Here is a 20,315-nt window from a genome sequence, read left to right on the forward strand (position 1 = left end):
TGACCCTGTCACTCTCGGCTCACTACCCCCTGGGAACACACGAGTTCACGAGGTGAGAATGAGACGGACCAGATGGGCGGCGGCCTGCGCCACAGTGCTCGCCGCCGCACTTGCCGGCGGGAGCCTTCCCGCAGCGGCCACAGGCGCACCCCCGTTCACGTCCCCTTCCGTGTCGCCCTCCTCGGATGGCCGGGGCCGCACCGTCACCCTGCTGACCGGCGATGTGGTGACGTACTCGGGTGACGGCGCATCGGTGCAGATCACCGCGATCACACCGGGGCCCGGCCGGGAAGGCATGGGCTTCAGCCGGTACCGGTCCGACGGACATGAGTACGCGGTACCGATCGACGCCGCCGGCCAGGTCTCGCAGGGCCGCGTCGACCAACGGCTGTTCGACGTCACGGAACTGGTCGCTTCGGGGTACGCCGACGGAGCGACCGACACCCTGCGCATCCTGGTCGCGGGAGCGGCTTCCCTGCCGGACAGCCCCGGCGCACCGCAGGGCGCCCGCGTCGCCGGCACCTTCCCGACCGCCGGAACCACCGCGCTGAGCGTGCCGAAGAAGTCGGCGAACGCCGTGTGGAAGCAGCTCGGCACGGCGTCGGCGGCCCGTTCCGAAGGCATCGGGAAGGTCTGGCTGGACGGCAGGGTCCAGGCCTCGCTCGACACCTCGGTGCCCCAGATCGGGGCGGACCAGGCGCATCGGTCCGGGCTCACCGGCAAGGGGACCAAGGTCGCCGTCCTGGACACGGGTTACGACCGGGACCATCCCGACCTGAAGAAGGCTGTCACCGCCTCGCAGGACTTCACGGATGACGGCGATGTCCAGGATCTGCAGGGACACGGCACCCATGTCTCGTCGATCATCGCCGGATCCGGTGCGGCATCCGGCGGCCGGTACGCGGGAGTGGCGCCCGGCGCGGAGCTGATCGAGGGCAAGGTCCTCGCCAACGACGGTTACGGCTACGACTCCTGGATCCTCGCCGGTATGGAGTGGGCGGTCGCGCAGGACGCCCGCGTCGTCAACATGAGCCTGGGATCCAGTCGCGCCTCGGACGGCACCGATCCGCTGTCCTCCGCCGTCGACCGGCTGTCCGAGGAGCACGGCACGCTGTTCGTCATCGCTGCGGGCAACAGCGGTGACCGTACGATCAGCGCGCCCGGTGCCGCCGATGCGGCACTGACGGTCGGCTCGGTCACCAAGTCGGGTGAGATGTCGGAGTTCTCCTCGCGCGGCCCCCGCCAGGGCCGGCCCGCCGTGAAGCCGGAGATCTCCGCGCCCGGCAGCTCGATCGTGGCGGCACGCGCCGCGGGCACCCTGGACGACTCGGCCGTGACCGAGCGGTACGCCTCGCTCTCGGGGACGTCGATGGCGAGCCCGCACGTCGCAGGGGCCGCCGCGCTGCTCGCCGAGAAGCACCCCGACTGGTCCGGTGCGCGGCTCAGGTCCGCGCTGATCGGCAGCGCCGCCCCGGTCGACGGCGCGACGACCGATGACACGGGATCCGGACTCACCGATGTGCCGGGTGCGCTCGGCACAGCCGTTCTCGCCGAACCGGCCACGCTGGCCGCCCACTCCACGTATCCCAACAGCGCCGCTGCTCCCCAGGCGCACCGGATCACCTGGACCAACACCACGGCGAAACCCGTGAGACTGCGGCTGTCCTCGGGCCGGGGCGGCGCCGTCAGGACCAGTACGGACTCCGTGACGGTGCCCGCCCGCTCCACCGCGCAGACCGACGTCGCTCTCGACGCCTCGCGCGTCGAGGCCGGCACGACGTACAGCGGCGCGGTCACCGCCACGTGGCCCGGCGGCGGCCGGGCAACCGTGCCCGTGTCGATCGAGGCCGACCCCGAGACGTACACCCTCACCCTGACCGGCCCCGCACCGCGCGAGGGAGCGGAGCGCACGTGGACGGCCGCCGTGCTCCAGAACGAGAAGACGGGTGCCTCGTACACGGTCTCGCTCACCGGGAACACCCCTGAGAAGGTGACGCTGCCCCGAGGCGGCTACCGGCTCATGGGGCACGTCTGGGAGTACGACAACGTGGGCACGACCGTGGTCGGTACGGCCGCGATCCACTTCGCCCAGCGGGTGACGGTCAGCGGCAACCGCGCCGTCGCGCTCAGCACGGAGTCGGCCCGAGAGGTCAGGATCGGCGTCGACGACGGCCGGGCCCGGATCGCGTACCAGTCGGCCACGGGCATCGCCTCACGGATCGGGTCGGCGGACACCGGAATGATCGCGCCGAGCTCCGCGGGCCAGTTCCGCGTCGAGGCGGTTCCGTCGACGGGCGGCACCATGGAGGGGCTCACCTTCTTCGGCGGACTGAGCTGGCAGCAGCGGGAGGTCGACGCCTCCGAACCGGGCTCGTCGCCGCAGGAGCTGAAGCTGCTGCTGTCCCAGTACAGCATCTTCCGCTGGGTGGGTACGGCCACCGGTCAGGTCGTCGACATCGGCACCGGACAGGACACCGATCCCACCGCGATGGACCTCCAGGGAAAGATCGTGCTGTGGTCCCCGGCCCCCGGCCCGACGGAAGCCAACAACGCGCTCTACCAGAAGCTGTCGGATGCCGGGACCGCCGCCATCATCTACGCCGGGTACGGGCTCTCCGTCTACCGGCCCACCCCGGTTCTCTCCCTGGACGCCTCCAGCCTTCCGCTGCTGCGCGGCCGGCTCGCCCAGGGGCCGCTCACACTGAAGCTGGACGCCGTGAACTCTTCGGCCGACGCGTACTTCATCCACCACTCCGTCGACGGCAAGGTGCCCGCCGGAGCCGAGTGGTTCGACCGCCGCGAGGATCTCGCCGAGGTCACCACGAAGCACCGCACCCACGGGTATCCCGACGACCCCAAGGGCATGTACGCCTGGACCAGCTGGAACGGGCTCACGCTGTTCCAGCAGTCCGTCGGCTACCGGCCGCCGATGGAGCAGACGCTCTACTACACACCGGATGTGGCCTGGACCAGCGCCACCTTCCACTACCAGTACGACGTCTCCGACTTCGTCTACCCGCTGGGGACCCTGAGCGGCCCGCCCACCGTCTACCGCAAGGGCCGAACCTATGGGGAGGACTGGATGTCCGCTCCGTTCAACCCCGCCCTCGGGGAGAAGGCAGGCTCCTCGCAGATCACCAGGACCGGCGACAAGCTGAACGTGGGCCTGCCCATGTTCTCCGACGCCGCGGGCCACCGCGGGGAGACGGCGCCCGGCGCTGACAGCGGCAGCACCGTGCTCGCCGCCGACGACGGCACCGTCCTGGCGACCAACGCGGCGCCCGGCCGGGCCGTCTTCGATCTGGACCGGCGCGATCGCTGGTACCGGCTCACCGTCGACGCCACCCGTACCTCCCCGGATCCGGTGACCTGGATGCTCGGTTCGCGGGTCACCAGCGAGTGGCGGTTCCGTTCCGGCCACGCGTCCGGGAAGACCGCGGCAGCGGCCCGGCTGCTCGATCTGGACTACCGGCTGCCGCTGACCGGGGTCAACGCCACCGAGGCCGACAAGCCCCTCGGCTATACGGTCGGTCTCACCGCGCAGGGCAGCCGGAGCGCGGTTCCGGCCGCCTCGCTGAAGGTCTGGTACGCCACCGACGGCACGGACTGGAAGCCGGCTGCCACGTCCCGTGGAGCGGATGGCCGGTGGAAGGTGACCGTACCGGCTGCCGGCACCGCCAAGGTCGACCTCCGGACGACGGTGACGGACCCGTGGGGTGCGTCCCTGACGGAGACACTGACCGACGCGTACAGCTCGGGCTGCGCCGACATCTGGTGCTGACCGGCGCCGGCTGACCGCGCCACGGCCGGTCTGCTGCCCGATTGCGGACCGGAAACGGGAAGGGGACGGGCCCGTGCGGGCCCGTCCCCTTCCCGTCATGATCAGGGCGTTGGTTAGGGTGACGGTGTGGCAAGAGTGCGGCTGAGCGTGTCGGAGCGACGTGAGGACCTCCTGCGCGCTGCCGTGGAGCAGATCGAGGTCCGGGGCGTGTCCGCTGTGCGGATCGCCGATGTGGCATCGGTCCTCGGAGTGAGCAACGCACTCGTGCTGTACCACTTCTCGTCCAAGGAGAAGTTGGTGGCGGCGGCGTTCGCGTACGCGGCAGAGGCCGATCTCGCCCATCTGCGCGGGCTGATGTCACGCCGCACGACCGCGGTCCGGCGCCTTCGGTCCGCGGTTCGCTGGTACGCGCCGACCGGCCAGGCCAAGGGCTGGCGGCTGTGGATCGAGGGCTGGGCGGCCTCCTTGCGCGATCCGGTGCTGCGCGAGGTCGCCGGCGATCTCGACCAGCAGTGGAAGGCGGAGCTGGCCGAGGTCATCGAGGAGGGCGCCGCAGCCGGTGAGTTCGACTGCGACGATCCGATGTCGGTGGCCTGGCGGCTGACCGCTCTCCTGGACGGGCTGGCCGTCCAGATGACGTCGTACGCGGGTCCGCTCTCCCGGACCACCATGCTGCGGTGGACCGAGGAGGCGCTCGCCCGCGAACTCGGCATCGAGCACGAGGCGCTGACGGCCTGACCGGGCTCCTGACGGGTGGACATTCCCCTGGCAGGCCCGTCCGTTCACGGTCGGCTCCCGGGCCGCGTCAGGTCTGGCGCAAGGGGGCGTAGTCCTCGCCGTCGAGCCCGAACGTCCAGGCGACGCCCTCCTTCGCGGTCCTGGTCCGGGGCGGTACGCGCAGCCAGTACGTGCGGTGGCTCCCGTCCGGTTCGGGAGTGGAGTTGACGACTTCGACCATCACGACGTCCTCGTCGCCCTCCAGCGCGATCTGCCAGAGGATGCCGGTCTCGTCGCGGTGCACGGGCTCGGCACCCGACTCGGTGAGGTAGCGGTCGTAGCCGTAGTACTCCAGCATCACGCGGCGCAGCTCCGCGTTCTCCTCGCTCCGGATCCGATCGGGGGTCAGGGTCGCCAGTCCGTCCAGGAATTCGGCGGGCACCGGCATGCCGCGCCAGGCGTGAAGGGCGAAGCCGTCGCGATAGGCGAGGGCCGGGCCGTCGCCGCGGTCGAGGCGGCCCGCCTCGTCGCGGTGGAGTGCCACCGGCCGCTCGCTGATCACCACGGCCCGCTCGTAGGGCCACCACCAGCCGGCGTTCCTCGCGACCTCCGCCAGCCCTGTCAGCCGCTCGCCCCGGCCGTCGAAGTCGGCGAGCCAGGCCGCGTCGTGCTGGCCGAGTACCGCGTCGAGCAGTACCAGGCGTACGGCGGACTCGTCCTCGGGCCGCGTGGCGAGGTCCGTGACGATGCCGGTCCGTATCCGCTCGGCCAGCGCGGCCGTGGTCTCCCATAGCTGGGCCCCGGTGGCGGACCACAGGGCGGACCAGCCGGCCGGGCCCAACTCGTCGTACGTCCGACGTCGTTCGTCCGCCCAGGGGCGGGTGCGGACCTCCTCACGCACCGAGCGCCCCGCGTCCACGAGCTTCTCGACCGCCTCGACGGCCGCCCTGGGCGACGGGGCCCAGATGATGTGCTCGGGTTCGGCAAGTCCCGCGCTGCGGTAGGCGAGCCGCACACCGTCCTCGGCGGCGCCACGGTCCGCCTCGCCCGTCGCCGCTGCCACGGCCCGCCAAGAATTCACGTAACTCATTGGTATTCCCCGTCCCCTGTCCCTGTTTCCCGGCTGTCCCACGTCACCCGTCACCCCCGTGCGTCCAGCACGGCTCAGTCCGCGACGACACGGACGGCCCCCGGTGCGTACTCACGCTGACGCACGACGCGGAACCAGCCCTTCGGCAGCGCGATCACGGCGTGCTCCTCGTGCACCACGCGTCCCCCTTCGGGGAGATGGAGCAGCATCGGGCCGAAGGGTCCCGCCTCCCGGACGAGCCGTCCGGGACCCTGCACGGCGTGCGCGTGACCGGTGACTTCGCCCAGCGCGAGGACCAGCCGTCCCCGCCCGTCACGCAGTTCGCCCGGTGCGTCGACGAAGCGCGCGGGCACCGCGGACTCGTCCAGTGCCACGATCAGTACATCGCCCTGCCGGTACACAGAAGTCTCCCCTCCGTGACGGCACCCGCTGTGCCGGCCACGGTGAAAACGCTACGGCGCGGGACTGACAGTCGGCTGCCGTCAGGGAGGGGCGGCGGGCCCGCTCACGCGGCTGTCAGTGGGGCTTGATACACCTGGGCGGACATCAACCGTCCGTCCTCAGTCCCAGGAGCTCAGCACCATGTCCCAGGTGAGCTATCTGCCCGAACTGCTCGGCCTGCCGGCCGTCGATTTCCAGCACGAGACCGACGCCGCCCTGCTGCCGGCAGCCGATGAGGTGGCCTGGCGCATCAGCGTCAGCCCGTTCGACCCGGATGAGACGCACACCTGGGAGCAGGAGTTCACGGCCTTCCTCGATGCCGTCGACCCGGCCGGGGTGAAGGCACTGATCATCGGGCAGTGGGGCGAGACGTACGAAGAGGACTCCTCCTACCCCGTCGGACTCGTCGTCGCCGCGGCCGACCGGCTGACGTCGCTCGAAGCCGTCTTCGTCGGTGACCTGGAGATGGAGGACGCCGAGATCTCCTGGATCGAGCAGTCGGACGTCACCGCTCTCCTCACGGCCTTTCCCGCCCTGACCGGGCTGGGTGTGCGCGGTGGCACCGGTCTGCTGTTCCCGCCGGTCAAGCACGAGTGTCTGCGGGCGCTCACCATCGAGACGGGCGGCCTGCCCGCGGATGCGCTGCGCGGTGTGCTGGACAGCGAACTGCCCGCGCTGGAGCGCCTCGACCTCTGGCTGGGGGTCTCCGCGTACGGGGGCGACGCGGATGTGGCGGATCTGGCGCCGCTGCTCGCCGGCACGCGCTTCCCCCGGATGCACCACCTCGGACTGCGCAACAGCGAGCTGCAGAACGAGATCGCGGCCGCGGCCGCCTCGGCCCCGGTCGTGGCCCGGCTGCGCACGCTCGACCTGTCCTGCGGGACGCTCGGGGACGAGGGCGCGGCCGCGCTGCTCGAAGGCCAGCCGCTCACCCATCTCACCACTCTCGATCTGCACCACCACTTCCTGACGGAGCCGATGGAGCGCCGCGTCGCCGCAGCCCTCGAACCGCACGGTGTCCGGGTCGATGTGACGGAGCGCAACGAGCCGTGGGGCGACCGGGGTGCCGAAGGCCGTTACACCGCGGTCGCGGAGTGATGGCGCGATGAGCGATATCGAGCACCCCGACACCTTCCACGGCCTTCCCGTCCTCACCCTGCCCCGTCCCGACGAGCCGCGTGCGGACGTACCGCCCCCGGCGGACTCCGTGGCCTGGCGGCTGGACTGCGGCTGGGAGGGACTGACGTTCCCGGAGCTCTGGCAGCACTTCGTCGACACGGTGGACACGTCCCGCATCCGGGCACTGGTCATCGGCCCCTGGTGGCCGGACGACTACACCTCTCTCGCCCCGGTGGTGGAGCGGATCGCCGCGGACGCGGGTCGCTTCACGGCCCTGCGCGCGTTGTTCCTCGCCGATGTCGTCGGCGAGGAGTGCGAGGTCTCCTGGCTGGAGATGTCCGACATCACGCCGCTGATCGAAGCCTTTCCCCTCCTGGAGGAGCTGACCGTCCGCGGCGGCGGCGACTCCGTCCCGGAGCAGGAGAAGCTGCGACTGCGGCCGGTGCGCCACCAGGCCCTCAGGTCGCTGAGGTTCGAGTCGGGTGGCCTGCCCGGCCACGTCGTGCGAGCGGTCGGCGCCTCCCAACTGCCCGCCCTGGAAAGGCTGGAGTTCTGGTTCGGCGCCGATTGGTACGGCGGCGACGCCACGGTCGAGGACATGCGGCCCGTGCTCTCGGGCGGCACGTTCCCCCGGCTGCGCCATCTGGGCCTGCAGAACAGCGAGATCCAGGACGAGATCGCCGCGGCGGTCGCCTCCGCTCCGGTCGTCGCCCAGCTGGAGTCGCTCTCGCTCTCGATGGGCACCCTCAGTGACGCGGGAGCGCAGGCCCTCCTCGACGGCCAGCCGTTGACCCATCTGTCCTCGATCGACCTGCACCACCACTACCTCACCGAGCCGATGGCCTCCCGTGTCCGCGAACTGTGCGCCCGCTCCGGCGTCCAGGTCGATCTCGACGAGGCGGAGGAATGGGATCCGGAGGACGAGGACGAGCCCCGCTATGTCGCGGTCAGTGAATAGCGCGCCGCCGCGCCTCGCGGTCGTCGGCAATCCGGGCAACCGCAGGGTCGGCCTCTTCCAGGACGCCGTGCGCGCCGCCGGACTGCCCAGCGCGCGCACGGTGTCCTGGCTGGAGGTGCTGGGGAAGGACGCGGCCTTCCTTCCCGAGGAGACCGTGCGCATCGACTCGCCCGGTGAGGACGCCGAGGTCGAGCGGTTGCTGCGCGGGGTCGACGACCCGACGAGGGTGGAGGGTTCGGCCCGCTGGTACGCCGGGTTCACCTCCGCCGTACGGGACGTGGCCCGCGCGGCGACCGCGGCGGGCGCTGTTGTGCTGGACGACCCCGAGGACATCGCGGTCATGTTCGACAAGCGCCTCTGCCATGGCGTGATGGAGGCTGCCGGGGTACCCGTGCCGGCTTCGCCGACGTCCGGGCCCACGGCACCTGCCGTGCGGGGCTGGGCGGATGTGCGTGACCTGATGGCCGGGCACCGTATGCCGCGCGTCTTCGTGAAGCCCGCGCACGGGTCCTCCGCCTCCGGGGTACTGGCCCTGGAGACGGCGGGGCGCGGCCGGGTGCGGGCGACGACCTCCGTCGAGCGGGACGGGGAGGGGCGGCTCTTCAACTCGCTGCGGGTGCGGCGCTGCACGACGGAGCGAGAGGTGGCGGCGATCGTCGACACGCTCGCGCCCGACGGGCTGCACATCGAGCGCTGGCTTCCCAAGGCGTCCTTGCGGGGGCGGGTGGCCGACCTCCGGGTCGTGGTCGTCGCGGGCCGGGCGACGCACGCCGTCGTACGGACCAGCCACTCCCCCATGACCAATCTGCATCTGGGCGGGGCACGCGGCGATCTCGACGAGGCGCGGGCCGCGGTCGAAGCGGCCGGCGCCGACTGGGGTGAGGCCCTCGCGGTGTGCGAGCGTGCCGCCGCCTGCTTCCCGGACACGCTCTGCGTGGGCGTCGATCTGCTGCCCGCCACCGGCTGGCGGCGCTTCGCCGTCGGGGAGGTCAACGCCTTCGGGGATCTCCTGCCACGCCTCACCGGGCTCCCGGGAAGCGGCGCCGAAGGCCTGGACACCTATGCGGCGCAGGTCGCCGCCGTACTGGACCGAGCAAGGAACGAACGTGCCGTCACTGCCCCCTGAACCCACGTCCGCCGTCGACATGAACGAGATCGTGGGCAGCCATGATCTGTTGCTCGTCACCCTGGACACCCTGAGGTACGACGTCGCCGAGGAGCTCGCCGCCGCCGGCCGCATCCCGAACCTGGTCCGGCATCTGCCCGGGGGCACCTGGGAGAAGAGGCACGCACCGGGCAGCTTCACCTACGCCTCCCACCAGGCGATCTTCGCCGGTTTCCTGCCGACGCCCGCCTCGCCGGGCCCGCACCCCCGGTTGTTCGCGGCGCGCTTCGCCGGCAGCGAGTCCACGGCGGACGGCACGTTCGTCCATGACACCCCCGACCTGCTCTCCGGTCTCGCCGCCGTGGGCTACCGCACGGTGTGCATCGGCGGAGTCGGCTTCTTCAACGGCCGTCCGCCCCTCGGCGCTGTGCTGCCCGGGATGTTCCGGGAGAGCCACTGGGAGCCGGAGTTCGGTGTCGCCTCACCCACCTCCTTCGAGGCCCAGGTGGCACGCGCCGAACAGGTCGTCGCCGAACTCCCCGAGGATCAGAGGCTGTTCCTCTTCGTCAATGTGTCGGCCCTGCACCAGCCGAACTGGTTCCACCTCCCCGGGGCCACCGCCGATGCCGGTGACTCCCGGGCGACCCATGCCGCGGCCCTGGAGTACGTGGACCGGCACATCGGGCGTCTCTTCGCCGCCGCGAGCAGCCGCCGCCGGTGCTTCGCGATCGTCTGCTCCGACCACGGCACGGCCTACGGTGACGACGGGTACACCGGTCACCGGCTCGGTCACGAAGCGGTCTGGACCGTGCCGTACGCCCACTTCTTCCTCGATCCGGGGGCATCTCGATGACCGTCACCACCAGCACCGGGCCCTACCGGAGCTACGTCTACGCCTATCCGCACAAGACGGCCTACCGCCCGCTCGCCGGTCACCCGGCCGGGCGGCCCCTGCTGAGCGAGCTGTGGGCGGCGGAGCCGAAGGACGCGCTCTCCCTCTATGTCCACATACCGTTCTGCGAGATCCGCTGCGGCTTCTGCAACCTGTTCACCCGGATCGGCGCCCCCGATGAGCTGACGACGCGCTACCTCGACGCACTGGACCGGCAGGCCACCGCGGTCCGGGACGCCCTGGGGGATCAGGAGCGGGTGCGTTTCGCCGCCGCCGCGTTCGGCGGTGGCACTCCCACCTTCCTCACGGCGGGCGAGCTGGAGCGGCTCTGCGACATCGCCGAGAGGCGGATGGGTGCCGACCTGCGGTCCGTACCGCTGGCGGTCGAGACCTCACCGGCGACGGCGACGGCGGACCGGCTGGGCGTCCTCGCCGACCGCGGGACCACCCGGATCAGCATCGGTGTGCAGAGCTTCGTCGACGCGGAGGCCCGCGCCGCGGTCCGCCCGCAGCACCGGTCCGAGGTGGAGGCCGCCCTCGGCCGGATCCGCGACGCCGGCGTCCCGGTCCTCAACATCGATCTCATCTACGGCATCGACGGACAGACCGAGGAGAGCTGGCGCACCTCACTGGACGCCGCCCTGGCCTGGCGTCCCGAGGAGCTCTACCTCTACCCGCTGTACGTGCGCGCCCTCACCGGCCTCGGACGGCAGGGAGCGGCGGCCGGGGCCGCGGACGGGCAGGACCCCGCCTGGGACGAGCAGCGGCTGCGCCTCTACCGCACGGGCCGCGACCACCTCCTGGCCCACGGCTACGAGCAGGTGTCGATGAGGATGTTCCGCCGCACGGGCGCGCACCGGGCGGGCCCGGACGACTACGCCTGCCAGACCGACGGCATGATCGGGCTCGGCTGCGGCGCCCGCTCGTACACCTCCTCGCTGCACTACTCCTTCGACTACGCGGTGGAGATGCGCGAGATCCGGGGCATCATCGACGGCTTCACGGCCACCGAGGACTTCTCGCGCGCCGAGGTCGGACGGTACGTCGACGGCGACGAGGCGCGCAGGCGCCACCTCCTGCAGTCGTTGCTCCAGGCCGAGGGCATGCGCCACGACGGATACCGCGAGCGTTTCGGCACCGACCCCTTCGGGGACTTCCCGGGCGAACTCGGGGCCTTCGAGGAGCGCGGCTGGCTGGACGGGTCCGCGGGCCCGGGCCTGCTGCGGCTCTCCCCCGAGGGCCTCGCCCACTCCGACGCACTGGGCCCGGAGCTGTTCTCCCCCGCCGTACGGGCCGCGATGGCCGCGTACGAAGTGAAATGAGCCCCGTGACGCCGACGCCTGCGGACCTGACGATCCTGTACCGGGGCCCGCTGGCGTCGTGCGACTACGACTGCCCCTACTGCCCGTTCGCCAAGCGACGGGACAGCGGGGAGCAACTGCGCGCCGACCGTGCGGCTCTGGAGCGGTTCACGGCGTGGGCCGCCGCGCAGACCGGCGAGCGGCTGTCGGTGCTCTTCACGCCGTGGGGCGAGGGGCTGGTCCGTTCCTGGTACCGGCACGCTCTCGTCGAGCTGTCCCGGCTCCCGCACATCGGCCGCGTCGCCATCCAGACCAATCTCGGCGGCCGCACCGGCTGGCTGGCCGACGCCGCGCGGGACAAGGTCGCCCTGTGGTGCACGTACCACCCGGGCCAGACTCCGTACGAGCGGTTCCTCGGCAGGTGCCGGGAGCTGACCGCCCTCGGGGTCCGCCACAGCGTCGGGGTCGTGGGGCTGGACGCCCACCTCGACGAGGCCCGACGGCTGCGTGAGGCGCTGCCCCCTGAGGTGTACCTCTGGGTCAACGCCGCCGAGGGACACACGTACACGGACGAGGAGGCGGACCGCTGGACGGCCCTGGACCCCCTGTTCCCGTACAGCCGGTATCCGCACCGCTCGGCCGGGCTGCCCTGCCGGACAGGTGAGTCGGTCGTCTCGGTGGACGGCGACGGCACGGTGCGCCGCTGCCATTTCGTCCGCGCCGAGCTCGGCAACCTCTACGACGGCAGCTTCCGGCGCTCGTTGGGTCCGCGTGGCTGTCCGCTCGATGTGTGCGACTGCCACATCGGCTATGTGCACCTGGAGACGCTGCCGTTGTACGACGTCTTCGCGGGCGGCGTGCTGGAGCGGATACCCGCCGGCCCCGTGCGGGTGCCTACCGCGGACGCGCTCAGTGGAGCGGTACCGAGGCGTTCCCTCCCCGTCATCACCCGCTGAGCGAACCGAGCGCGCTGAGCGCACTGATCACCGGCGTCGGACACGCGTGTGATCAGTGCGCTCGGAGGTGCTCAGAGCGGGAGCAGATCGGGGCGTTTGGCCTCGACGTGGTCACCGGAGGACTCACCGCGCAGGCGCCGGCCGATCCACGGGACGAGGTACTCGCGGGCCCAGGCCATGTCGTCGCGGCGCACTTCGAGTGCTCCGCGCTGTACCTGCGGGGGCCACACCTGGTCGGGGTCGGCCGGCACGTCGAGGCCGAGGACCTGGGCGGCGCGCAGCGCGACCCGGGTGTGTCCCTCCGCCGAGAGGTGCAGCCGGTCGTTGTCCCAGGCACGCCTGTCCTGCACGGACCGGAGCGACCACAGGTCCAGGACGGGGCAGTCGTAGCGGTCGGCGATGGACCGTACATGGGCGGTGTAGGTGGCGATCTTGCCCCGCAGGTGCCTGAGCACCGGAACGCCGCGGGTGTCGAAGCCGGTGGTGATCATGACGGTGCCGACCGAGCGGGTCAGGTCGGCGACCGCGCGCTCGAAGCGTTCGGCCACGTCGTCCGGGTCGGTGCCGGGCCGGATGATGTCGTTGCCGCCCGCGCAGAAACTCACCAGATCCGGTGCGAGCTCCTTGGCGCGGGGGACCTGCTCCTCGACTATCTGGTCGAGGAGGCGTCCGCGTACGGCGAGATTGGCGTACCGGAAGTTCCCGTGCGGGCCGTCCGCGGGGTCGGCCGCTGCATCGGGGAGAGGGAGCTGGTCCGCCAGAATGACCGCGAAACGGTCCGCCCAGCCGACGAGCGTCCCATCGGGGCCGGGGTCTCCGACGCCCTCGGTGAAGCTGTCGCCAATCGCTGCGTACGACCCGATGGTGCCTCGTCTTTTGTTTCTCGAATCGTCTGCCACAAGCGCATATCCTGCACCTTCGAATGTGACCTACGCGACCGTAATAAGGGGTTGACGGGTGGTGAGATAGACCACCCGGTCAGGTTTTGGTAAAGCCGGAATAAGCAGAGGGGCGGTGCGCCGCCGCGCACCGCCCCTCGTGAGCTCACCGAGCCGCCTGATGACGTCAGATGGAGACGCCGTGCGAGCGCAGGTAGGCGATCGGGTCGACGTCCGAGCCGTAGCTCGGGCCGGTGCGGACCTCGAAGTGGAGGTGCGGGCCGGTGGAGTTGCCGGTGGAACCGGAGAGGCCGATCTGCTGGCCGCCGGTGACGGTCTGGCCGGCCGAGACGCCGAGCGACGACAGGTGGGCGTACTGGGAGTACATGCCGTCGTCGTGCTTGATGACGACCTCGTTGCCGTACGCACCGCTCCAGCCCGCGGAGACCACGGTGCCCGGGCCGATGGACCGGACGCTGGTGCCGGAGGCGGCCTGGAAGTCGGAGCCGGTGTGGTAGCCGCTGGACCAGCTGGCACCGGCGACGCGGTACTGGGTGGAGACGCTGCCGTTGGCCACCGGGGTGGTGTAGCCGGAGCTGTTGCTCTCCGAAGCGCCGGTGGAGTCGGCGGTGTTGGTGGCCGTCGACGCCTTCTCGGCCGGAGCGGCGGCCTTGGGGGCCGACTCCGCCTTGGAGGGGGCGGCCTTCGGGGCGGCCTTGGAGGGGGCTGCCTCCGCGTGGGAGCCGGACGCCTTGACGCCGAGGGTCAGCTTCATGCCCGGGAAGATCAGGCTCGGGTTGCCGCCGACGACCTCACGGTTGTCCTTGTACAGCTTCTCCCAGCCGCCCTTGACCTTCTTGTCGGCTGCGATCTTCGCCAGGTAGTCGCCGGCGACCACGGAGTAGGTCTTGGGGGCGCCATGCTTCTTCGCCACGGAGGCGGCCGGCGCGTGGTGCGCCGCGCTGGCGGCCGCGGGCTTCGCGGCGGGTGCGGACTGCTCCGCGGCGAAGGCGCCGGTGGCGCCGATCAGCGGAAGGGCGAGGACGGCGCCGCCGGTCCCTGCGGCGAGGACGCCGCGGGAGATCGGGCTGGCCTTCGTACGACGGTGCTTACCCTTTGCGGGCATGGGGAATTCCTCTCCGGCGCCTGCGAGGTGAGCTGTCGGGTTCGGACTGGAGATGCCCGGCCGCGCTGAGCGCGTCTTGACCCCAAGCCGTTCCGGATCACTCCGGTCGGCGGCTTACCTGGTTCCCCCGCTCCTGCCACACGTGAGTCGGTGCGGATTCCGGGCGGCGGCAGGATTAGGCGTTCCGTCCGGATTGACGGTGACCGTAAGCGAGTCAGGACGCCGGGAACAAGCCACCGGTTGCGTACCGGAATGAGCGGTTCAATTCCGGTTCCGAATTCCGGTCACACTCCGTGGATTACGGATCTTGGCTTTCCGCGTGGCGTATGGATTACCTCCCGGCAGTTTCGCCACACACCGTCACGGATATGATCCCGCTCACCTGTCGCATCCCATCTCCCGTATAAGCGGGGCATGTTCTGCTAAATACACCAATACGGACATGTCATGGTCGCGGGCGGCCGGTCGACCGGCCGCGAAGGCACCGGAGGGCGAAACGATTGCCCGATGAATCCATGTCGTATCGTCGCGGGCGTGCCCCTGTCGGCGAGCGGCGCCGACGCCCAGACACTCCAGGAGTCCTTGTGACGCAGCAGCTGCCAGAGGTTCCGTCGACAGACGCCGAGCTGACCGGTGTCCGCAACTTCCGCGACGTGGGCGGCCTGCCGACCACGGACGGCGGCAGGGTGCGCTACGGGCGCCTCTACCGCAGCGGCCACCTCGCGCACGCCACCGAGACGGACACGGCATTCCTGGCCGGACTCGGCCTGCACACGGTCTTCGACTTCCGCAATGCCGCCGACCACAAGCTCGACGGCCTCGACGTGGAACTTCCCGGTGTCCGGAATGTCAGCATTCCGCTCTCGGACCCGGCCGACGGCGCCGAGTTCTGGCGACTGGTGCGCGACGGCAACATCCAGCAGCTGCGCTCGATCCTCGCCGACGGCAAGGGGACGGCCCGCATGATCGCGTCGTACCGGTCGATCATCACGGACCGCACCGCGGAGCACAGCAGGGTGCTGCACGCGCTGGCCGAGGACAGCGTGCCGGCTCTGATGCACTGCGCGGCGGGCAAGGACCGGGCCGGTCTGTCGATCGCGATCTCGCTGCTGGCGGTCGGCGTCGAGAAGGAGGCCGTCGAGGCCGACTACCTCAAGTCCAACGATGCGCACCGCCGCTACAAGGTGCGGCGCAGCGACACGTCGTCGGCGGGGATGTCGGACGAGGTGATGGAGCTCCTCAACCCGCTCTTCGGTGCGCACTCCGACTACCTCGCCGCCGCCTTCGCCGCGATCGAGGAGACCTGGGGCGGTACGGACCGCTACCTCGGCGAGGGGCTGAAGCTCGCGCCCGAGACCCGCGAGAGGCTGCGCGAGCGCCTCGTCGAGGAGGCGTAGCGCAGGCGGTCAGCCTTTGCCCGCCACGGTGAACAGGAGAAAGAGGAAGGCCGCGACGACGTGGCCGGCCACCAGGTAGGCGACGAGCCGGATGACCACACCGCGGGGCATCTTCCGCTCGTGCGTGTCCTTGTTCTCCCGCAGGCGCGGGGTGAGCGGGTCGTAGTGCTCCGAATCGGACATGGCAGTCCTCTCTTCCGGCCCTGGGGCCGAGGTAGCCGGTGTGCGGCAGGTGCGGTGGGGCGTGCGAGGTCAGCGAAGGCGCGTCCCACTGCCCAGGCACAGCTCCGCCGAGGGGCTCTGCAGCAGGGTGTGGACGAAGAGCAGCTCGGCACCACCGCGGTCGGGTGCCGCGATCCGGTGCGGGGTGAGCGAGTCGAAGTGCGCGCTGTCCCCCGGGTCGAGGTCGTGCACGGTCTCCCCCAAGCTCACCCGCAGCCGCCCTTCGAGGACGTACAGCCACTCCTCGCCCGGGTGGACGCGTACGAGATCGCCCTGTGCCCCGTAGGGAACCAGGACACGCAACGCCTGCATGGCCCGGCCCGAGCCACCGGCCTGCCGGTACACCCAGCCGTCGGCCTCGGCGCCGATCGATGCACCGCCCGGGACACCGCCCGGAGCACCACCTGGGGTCCCACCGGACACGCCGCCCGCGAACGGGCCGCCGCGGACGATCGCGTCACGCTCGGGCGGCATCTCGCCGAGGAGCTCGGACACCGTCGTACCGTAGATGCGGGCGAGCCCGAGGAGCATCGGCAGCGAGGGCTGCCTGCGGCCCGTCTCGAGCCGGGAGAGGTGGGCCGGGGAGAGATCGGCCCGCCGAGCGGCGGCCTCAAGGGTGAGACCCCGGTCGCGGCGCAGGTCGCGCAGGCGCGGTGCGACTCCGGGCAGCTCGTCGGCCGCCCCTCCGTCAGGAGGATTCATGGCTCCATTGGGCCAGGAACTTTCCTCGGAGGCAAATTTCTTGCCTCCGAGGCAAAGAGTCATCGGTTGGCGACGGCCTGCTTGACCAGCGTCCTGCCGAAGTCCCACATCAGCCCGCCACCGCTGTGAGCGTCGTCCATGACGGCCGTGAAGGCGGCCACGAAGCGGTCCACCTCGGGCTCACCGATGACCAGCGGGGGGATCAGCTTGATCACTTCCAGGTGGTCGCCGGAGACCTGTGTGAGGATCCGGTGCTTCTGCAGCAGCGGCACGACCACCATCTGGGCGAAGAGCCCCTTCCTGGCCGCCTGGAGCATGGTCCAGCGGCTGCGGAGTTTCAGCGAGGACGGCCGGCCGAACTCGATCCCGATCATCAGCCCCCGCCCGCGCACCTCGTGCAGCAGCTCGTAGCGGCCGACGAGCGCGGCGAGCCGCTCGCGCAGCAGGTCACCCGTGCGGCGGGCGTTCGCGACCGTCTCCTCGTCCTCCATCACCGCGAGGACCGCGAGCCCCGCCGCCATGGCCTGGGCGTTGGAGCCGAAGCTCGCCGAGTGCACGAGCACCCGGTCCATGGAGGAGTAGACGCGTTTGAAGATCCAGTCCTTGCCGAGCGTCGCGCCGACCGGCACGTAGCCGCCGGAGAGCGCCTTGGCCACGCAGACGAGATCAGGTTCGACGCCCTCCTCGTGCTGGTACGCGTAGAAGTCGCCGGTCCTGCCCAGACCGGTCTGCACCTCGTCGACGATGAGCACCGCCTTGTGCCGGTGCAGCAGCTCCTGCGCGGATCGCAGGAACCCGGGCGGCGAGGCGTGCACCCCCTTGCCCTGGATCGGTTCGACCACCAGGCCGGCCACGTCTCCGCGCTTGAGCTCGCGCCGCAGGGCATCCAGATCACCGAGGGCGATCGCCGTATCGGGAAGCAGGGGTGCGAAGCCGTCCCGGAACCCCGCTTCGCCGTTGACCGAGAGCGAGCCGGTCGTCAGGCCGTGGAAGGCATGGGCGCAGTAGAGGATCCGGGGCTTGCCGGTGGCGTACCGGGCGAATTTCAGCGCGGTCTCGACGGCCTCGGTGCCGCTGTTGCCGAAGAACACCCGGTCCAGATGGGGGCTGTGCGCCAGCAGCCGCTCGGCCAGGAGTCCGGGCAGCGGCTGGCAGTCGAAGCGGGTGAGGTCGGCGAGCGAGGCGTCGAGGACGTCGTGCAGGGCCTTGCGTACGACCGGGTGGTGCCGGCCGAGCCCCATCACGCCGAAGCCGGCCAGCATGTCGAGGTAGTCGTTGCCTTCCGCGTCCCAGAAGTACGCGCCCTCGGCCCGCTCGTAGACCTTGTCGAACCCGATGGTGCGGAGCATGCGCGGCAGCTGGTGGTTCAGGTGCCTGGCATGCAGCTCGTAGCGCTCGGCGCCGCGTTCCGCGAGGAGCTGCGCCAGATCGAAGCCCTTGGGCCCGTCGTCCTTCATGGCCTGTCCTCTCTCGGCACCACGTGTTCCGACCCTGGCTTCCGGCCGGCGAGCGCCGCACCGATCCGTCCGGCGATCTCCACGGGAGTGAGCCCGATATCGGCCAGCACCTCACCGCGCTTGGCATGCGCCAGGAACTGCTCGGGAATGCCGAACGTCCGCAGCGGTACGTCGCATCCCGCATCCCGCAGTGCCTGCCCGACGGCCGAACCGACGCCGCCCGCACGGCTGTTGTCCTCGACGACGGCCACCAGCCGGTGCTGCGCGGCCAGCGCGGGCAGCTGGTCGTCGACCGGTTTGACCCAGCGCGGATCGACGACCGTGCAGCGGATTCCGGCACCCGCGAGCAGGTCGGCCGCGTGCAGACAGACCTGGGCGAGCACACCGACCGCGACCAGCAGTACGTCGGGCTTCCCCGCCCGGTGCAGGACATCCATGCCACCGATCCGGCCGATGGCCGCGACCGGCTCCCCCACCGACTCCTTCGGGAAGCGGATCACGGTCGGCGCGTCGTCCACGTCGAGGGCCTCGCGCAGTTCCTCGCGAAGCCGGTCGGCATCGCGCGGTGCCGCGATCCGCAGGCCGGGAACGACCTGCAGCAGGGACATGTCCCACATGCCGTTGTGCGAGGGCCCGTCGACGCCGGTCACACCCGCCCGGTCGAGCACGAAGGTGACCCCGCACCTGTGCAGGGCGACATCCATGAGCAGCTGGTCGAAGGCCCTGTTGAGGAAGGTGGCGTAGACGGCCACGACCGGGTGCAGACCGCCGGTGGCCAGTCCCGCGGCGGAAACGGCCGCGTGCTGCTCGGCGATCCCGACGTCCCAGACCCGGTCGGGGAACTCCTCGGCGAAGCGGGTCAGACCGACGGGGTGCAGCATCGCCGCGGTGATCGCGACGACGTCGGGGCGTTCGGCCCCGATCCGTGCGATCTCGTCACCGAACACCGAGGTCCAGGAAGGCGCCGCGGGCACCACGAGCGGCTCGCAGGTCAGCGGGTCCATCGCGCCGACCGTATGGAAGCGGTCGGCGTCGTCGGCCAGCGCCGGCGGGTAGCCGCGGCCCTTCTCGGTGATGCAGTGCACCAGCACCGGACCGTGGAAGCGCTTCGCCCGGTTCAGTGCGGACTCGACCGCCGCGGTGTCGTGTCCGTCGACGGGGCCCACGTACTTGAGCCCCAGGTCCTCGAACATGCCCTGCGGGGCGAAGGTGTCCTTGAACCCCTTCTTCGCACCGTGCAGCGACCCGTACAGCGGCTGCCCGATGACCGGTGTCTGCTGGAGCACTCCCTTGCCCCAGCTCAGGAAACGCTCGTACCCGTCGGTCGTACGGAGGATGGCGAGGTGGTTGGCGAGGCCGCCGATGGTCGGGGCGTACGAGCGCTCGTTGTCGTTCACCACGATGATCAGCGGACGTTCTTTGGCCGCAGCGATGTTGTTGAGCGCCTCCCAGGCCATGCCTCCGGTGAGCGCACCGTCGCCGATGACGGCGACGACGTGGCCGTGGCTGCCGCGTACCTCGTGGGCCTTGGCCAGTCCGTCGGCCCAGCCCAGCACGGTGGAGGCGTGGGAGTTCTCGATGACGTCGTGCTCGGACTCCTCCCGGGAGGGGTAGCCGGACAGGCCGCCCTTGCTCCGCAGCTTGGAGAAGTCCTGACGCCCTGTCAGGAGCTTGTGCACATAACTCTGGTGCCCGGTGTCCCACAGGATGCGGTCGACAGGTGAGTCGAAGGCCCGGTGCAGGGCGATGGTGAGCTCGACCACCCCCAGGTTGGGCCCCAGATGGCCGCCCGTCCTCGTGACGGACCGGATCAGGAACGCCCTGATGTCTCCCGCGAGTTCCTCGAGTTCCGGTCCGCTCAAGTCCTTGAGATCCTGCGGCCCCTTGATGGATTCCAGCATCGTCACGCTCGGGCCCCCTCTCTGGTCCTGTTTCAGCTCACGGTCACGGCCGGAGCCCCGGAGGGGACTCCCGCCTCCTCCATACCGTCGGCGATCTTCATGGCTTCCTCGATGAGGGTCTCCACGATCTTCGGCTCCGGGACGGTCTTGATGACCTCGCCCTTCACGAAGATCTGACCCTTGCCGTTGCCGGACGCCACACCCAGGTCCGCCTCACGCGCCTCACCCGGACCGTTCACCACACAGCCCATCACCGCGACACGCAGCGGAAC

At 70.9% G+C, this 20,315-nt stretch carries 18 protein-coding genes and 1 riboswitch; of the genes, 9 read left to right on the top strand and 9 right to left on the bottom strand.

The window, feature by feature from the left end; all coding sequences use genetic code 11:
• The first annotated feature begins 58 nt into the window (after positions 1-58).
• Both ACFQ6X_RS28570 and ACFQ6X_RS28575 read left to right on the top strand, forming a co-directional pair.
• Entirely contained in the window at positions 59-3,781 is a 3,723-nt protein-coding gene (locus ACFQ6X_RS28570; protein WP_383185555.1) for a S8 family serine peptidase, read from the top strand.
• 147 nt (positions 3,782-3,928) lie between these two features.
• Complete coding sequence (locus tag ACFQ6X_RS28575) at positions 3,929-4,519, top strand: TetR/AcrR family transcriptional regulator (RefSeq protein WP_329205285.1); 591 nt, start codon at positions 3,929-3,931, stop codon at positions 4,517-4,519.
• A gap of 67 nt (positions 4,520-4,586) precedes the next feature.
• Here ACFQ6X_RS28575 and ACFQ6X_RS28580 read toward each other — a convergent pair whose 3' ends face one another.
• The gene (locus ACFQ6X_RS28580) at positions 4,587-5,588 is read right to left on the bottom strand and encodes a DUF6745 domain-containing protein (RefSeq protein ID WP_383185557.1); all 1,002 of its coding nucleotides are present in this window, start codon (positions 5,586-5,588) and stop codon (positions 4,587-4,589) included.
• A 74-nt stretch (positions 5,589-5,662) separates the two neighbouring features.
• The gene (locus tag ACFQ6X_RS28585; RefSeq protein WP_383185559.1) at positions 5,663-5,989 is read right to left on the bottom strand and encodes a hypothetical protein; all 327 of its coding nucleotides are present in this window, start codon (positions 5,987-5,989) and stop codon (positions 5,663-5,665) included.
• A 181-nt stretch (positions 5,990-6,170) separates the two neighbouring features.
• Between ACFQ6X_RS28585 and ACFQ6X_RS28590 the strand changes: the two genes are divergently transcribed.
• From ACFQ6X_RS28590 to ACFQ6X_RS28615, 6 genes are read left to right on the top strand one after another with little or no spacing between them, the layout of a single operon-like run.
• The gene (locus ACFQ6X_RS28590; RefSeq protein ID WP_383185560.1) at positions 6,171-7,127 is read left to right on the top strand and encodes an STM4015 family protein; all 957 of its coding nucleotides are present in this window, start codon (positions 6,171-6,173) and stop codon (positions 7,125-7,127) included.
• A 7-nt stretch (positions 7,128-7,134) separates the two neighbouring features.
• Entirely contained in the window at positions 7,135-8,106 is a 972-nt protein-coding gene (locus ACFQ6X_RS28595) for an STM4015 family protein (RefSeq protein WP_383185562.1), read from the top strand.
• A complete protein-coding gene (locus ACFQ6X_RS28600; protein ID WP_383185563.1) occupies positions 8,087-9,232 on the top strand; it encodes an STM4014 family protein in 1,146 nt (381 codons plus the stop codon). Before ACFQ6X_RS28595 ends, ACFQ6X_RS28600 begins: the two co-directional genes overlap by 20 nt.
• 19 nt (positions 9,233-9,251) lie before the next feature.
• On the top strand, positions 9,252-10,064 hold the full coding sequence (locus ACFQ6X_RS28605; protein ID WP_383185581.1) for an STM4013/SEN3800 family hydrolase: 813 nt from the start codon (positions 9,252-9,254) through the stop codon (positions 10,062-10,064).
• Positions 10,061-11,425, top strand: coding sequence for an STM4012 family radical SAM protein (locus tag ACFQ6X_RS28610; RefSeq protein WP_383185565.1), 1,365 nt, complete (start codon positions 10,061-10,063; stop codon positions 11,423-11,425). Before ACFQ6X_RS28605 ends, ACFQ6X_RS28610 begins: the two co-directional genes overlap by 4 nt.
• 5 nt (positions 11,426-11,430) lie before the next feature.
• The gene (locus tag ACFQ6X_RS28615; RefSeq protein WP_383185566.1) at positions 11,431-12,360 is read left to right on the top strand and encodes an STM4011 family radical SAM protein; all 930 of its coding nucleotides are present in this window, start codon (positions 11,431-11,433) and stop codon (positions 12,358-12,360) included.
• Positions 12,361-12,431: 71 nt separating this feature from the next.
• Here ACFQ6X_RS28615 and ACFQ6X_RS28620 read toward each other — a convergent pair whose 3' ends face one another.
• A complete protein-coding gene (locus tag ACFQ6X_RS28620) occupies positions 12,432-13,259 on the bottom strand; it encodes an SGNH/GDSL hydrolase family protein (RefSeq protein ID WP_383185568.1) in 828 nt (275 codons plus the stop codon).
• 166 nt (positions 13,260-13,425) lie between these two features.
• A complete protein-coding gene (locus tag ACFQ6X_RS28625) occupies positions 13,426-14,364 on the bottom strand; it encodes a peptidoglycan DD-metalloendopeptidase family protein (protein ID WP_383185570.1) in 939 nt (312 codons plus the stop codon).
• Positions 14,365-14,368: 4 nt separating this feature from the next.
• A riboswitch (cyclic di-AMP (ydaO/yuaA leader) is annotated at positions 14,369-14,527 on the bottom strand.
• Positions 14,528-14,948: 421 nt separating this feature from the next.
• On the opposite strand from ACFQ6X_RS28625, the gene ACFQ6X_RS28630 reads away from it, so the two are divergent.
• Positions 14,949-15,761, top strand: coding sequence for a tyrosine-protein phosphatase (locus ACFQ6X_RS28630; RefSeq protein ID WP_383185572.1), 813 nt, complete (start codon positions 14,949-14,951; stop codon positions 15,759-15,761).
• Between the two features lie 9 nt (positions 15,762-15,770).
• Here the strand turns inward: ACFQ6X_RS28630 and ACFQ6X_RS28635 are convergent, their stop codons facing one another.
• The 5 genes from ACFQ6X_RS28635 to ACFQ6X_RS28655 all read right to left on the bottom strand — a co-directional run.
• A complete protein-coding gene (locus ACFQ6X_RS28635) occupies positions 15,771-15,944 on the bottom strand; it encodes a DUF6126 family protein (RefSeq protein ID WP_329205302.1) in 174 nt (57 codons plus the stop codon).
• A gap of 69 nt (positions 15,945-16,013) precedes the next feature.
• Positions 16,014-16,685 carry a helix-turn-helix domain-containing protein gene (locus ACFQ6X_RS28640; protein WP_383185574.1) on the bottom strand — a complete coding sequence of 224 codons (672 nt, stop codon included), beginning with the start codon at positions 16,683-16,685 and terminating at the stop codon, positions 16,014-16,016.
• Positions 16,686-16,744: 59 nt separating this feature from the next.
• Entirely contained in the window at positions 16,745-18,142 is a 1,398-nt protein-coding gene (locus ACFQ6X_RS28645) for an aspartate aminotransferase family protein (RefSeq protein WP_383185575.1), read from the bottom strand.
• Positions 18,139-20,049, bottom strand: coding sequence for a 1-deoxy-D-xylulose-5-phosphate synthase (dxs, locus tag ACFQ6X_RS28650; protein ID WP_383185577.1), 1,911 nt, complete (start codon positions 20,047-20,049; stop codon positions 18,139-18,141). The genes ACFQ6X_RS28645 and dxs overlap by 4 nt, the downstream gene beginning before the upstream one ends.
• Positions 20,050-20,075: 26 nt before the next feature.
• A partial coding sequence (locus ACFQ6X_RS28655) for a flavodoxin-dependent (E)-4-hydroxy-3-methylbut-2-enyl-diphosphate synthase (RefSeq protein ID WP_383185579.1) occupies positions 20,076-20,315 on the bottom strand: 240 nt, incomplete at its 5' end.

This window comes from Streptomyces sp. NPDC056452 (assembly GCF_042796085.1).
GTDB lineage: Bacteria > Actinomycetota > Actinomycetes > Streptomycetales > Streptomycetaceae > Streptomyces.

Coding starts and splice junctions, on each gene's coding strand:
- ACFQ6X_RS28570 (WP_383185555.1), top strand. CDS start 59: ATGAGACGGACCAGATGGGCGGCGGCCTGCGCCACAGTGCTCGCCGCC.
- ACFQ6X_RS28580 (WP_383185557.1), bottom strand. CDS start 5,588: ATGAGTTACGTGAATTCTTGGCGGGCCGTGGCAGCGGCGACGGGCGAG.
- ACFQ6X_RS28590 (WP_383185560.1), top strand. CDS start 6,171: ATGTCCCAGGTGAGCTATCTGCCCGAACTGCTCGGCCTGCCGGCCGTC.
- ACFQ6X_RS28595 (WP_383185562.1), top strand. CDS start 7,135: ATGAGCGATATCGAGCACCCCGACACCTTCCACGGCCTTCCCGTCCTC.
- ACFQ6X_RS28600 (WP_383185563.1), top strand. CDS start 8,087: ATGTCGCGGTCAGTGAATAGCGCGCCGCCGCGCCTCGCGGTCGTCGGC.
- ACFQ6X_RS28605 (WP_383185581.1), top strand. CDS start 9,252: ATGAACGAGATCGTGGGCAGCCATGATCTGTTGCTCGTCACCCTGGAC.
- ACFQ6X_RS28610 (WP_383185565.1), top strand. CDS start 10,061: ATGACCGTCACCACCAGCACCGGGCCCTACCGGAGCTACGTCTACGCC.
- ACFQ6X_RS28625 (WP_383185570.1), bottom strand. CDS start 14,364: ATGCCCGCAAAGGGTAAGCACCGTCGTACGAAGGCCAGCCCGATCTCC.
- ACFQ6X_RS28635 (WP_329205302.1), bottom strand. CDS start 15,944: ATGTCCGATTCGGAGCACTACGACCCGCTCACCCCGCGCCTGCGGGAG.
- ACFQ6X_RS28640 (WP_383185574.1), bottom strand. CDS start 16,685: ATGAATCCTCCTGACGGAGGGGCGGCCGACGAGCTGCCCGGAGTCGCA.
- ACFQ6X_RS28645 (WP_383185575.1), bottom strand. CDS start 18,142: ATGAAGGACGACGGGCCCAAGGGCTTCGATCTGGCGCAGCTCCTCGCG.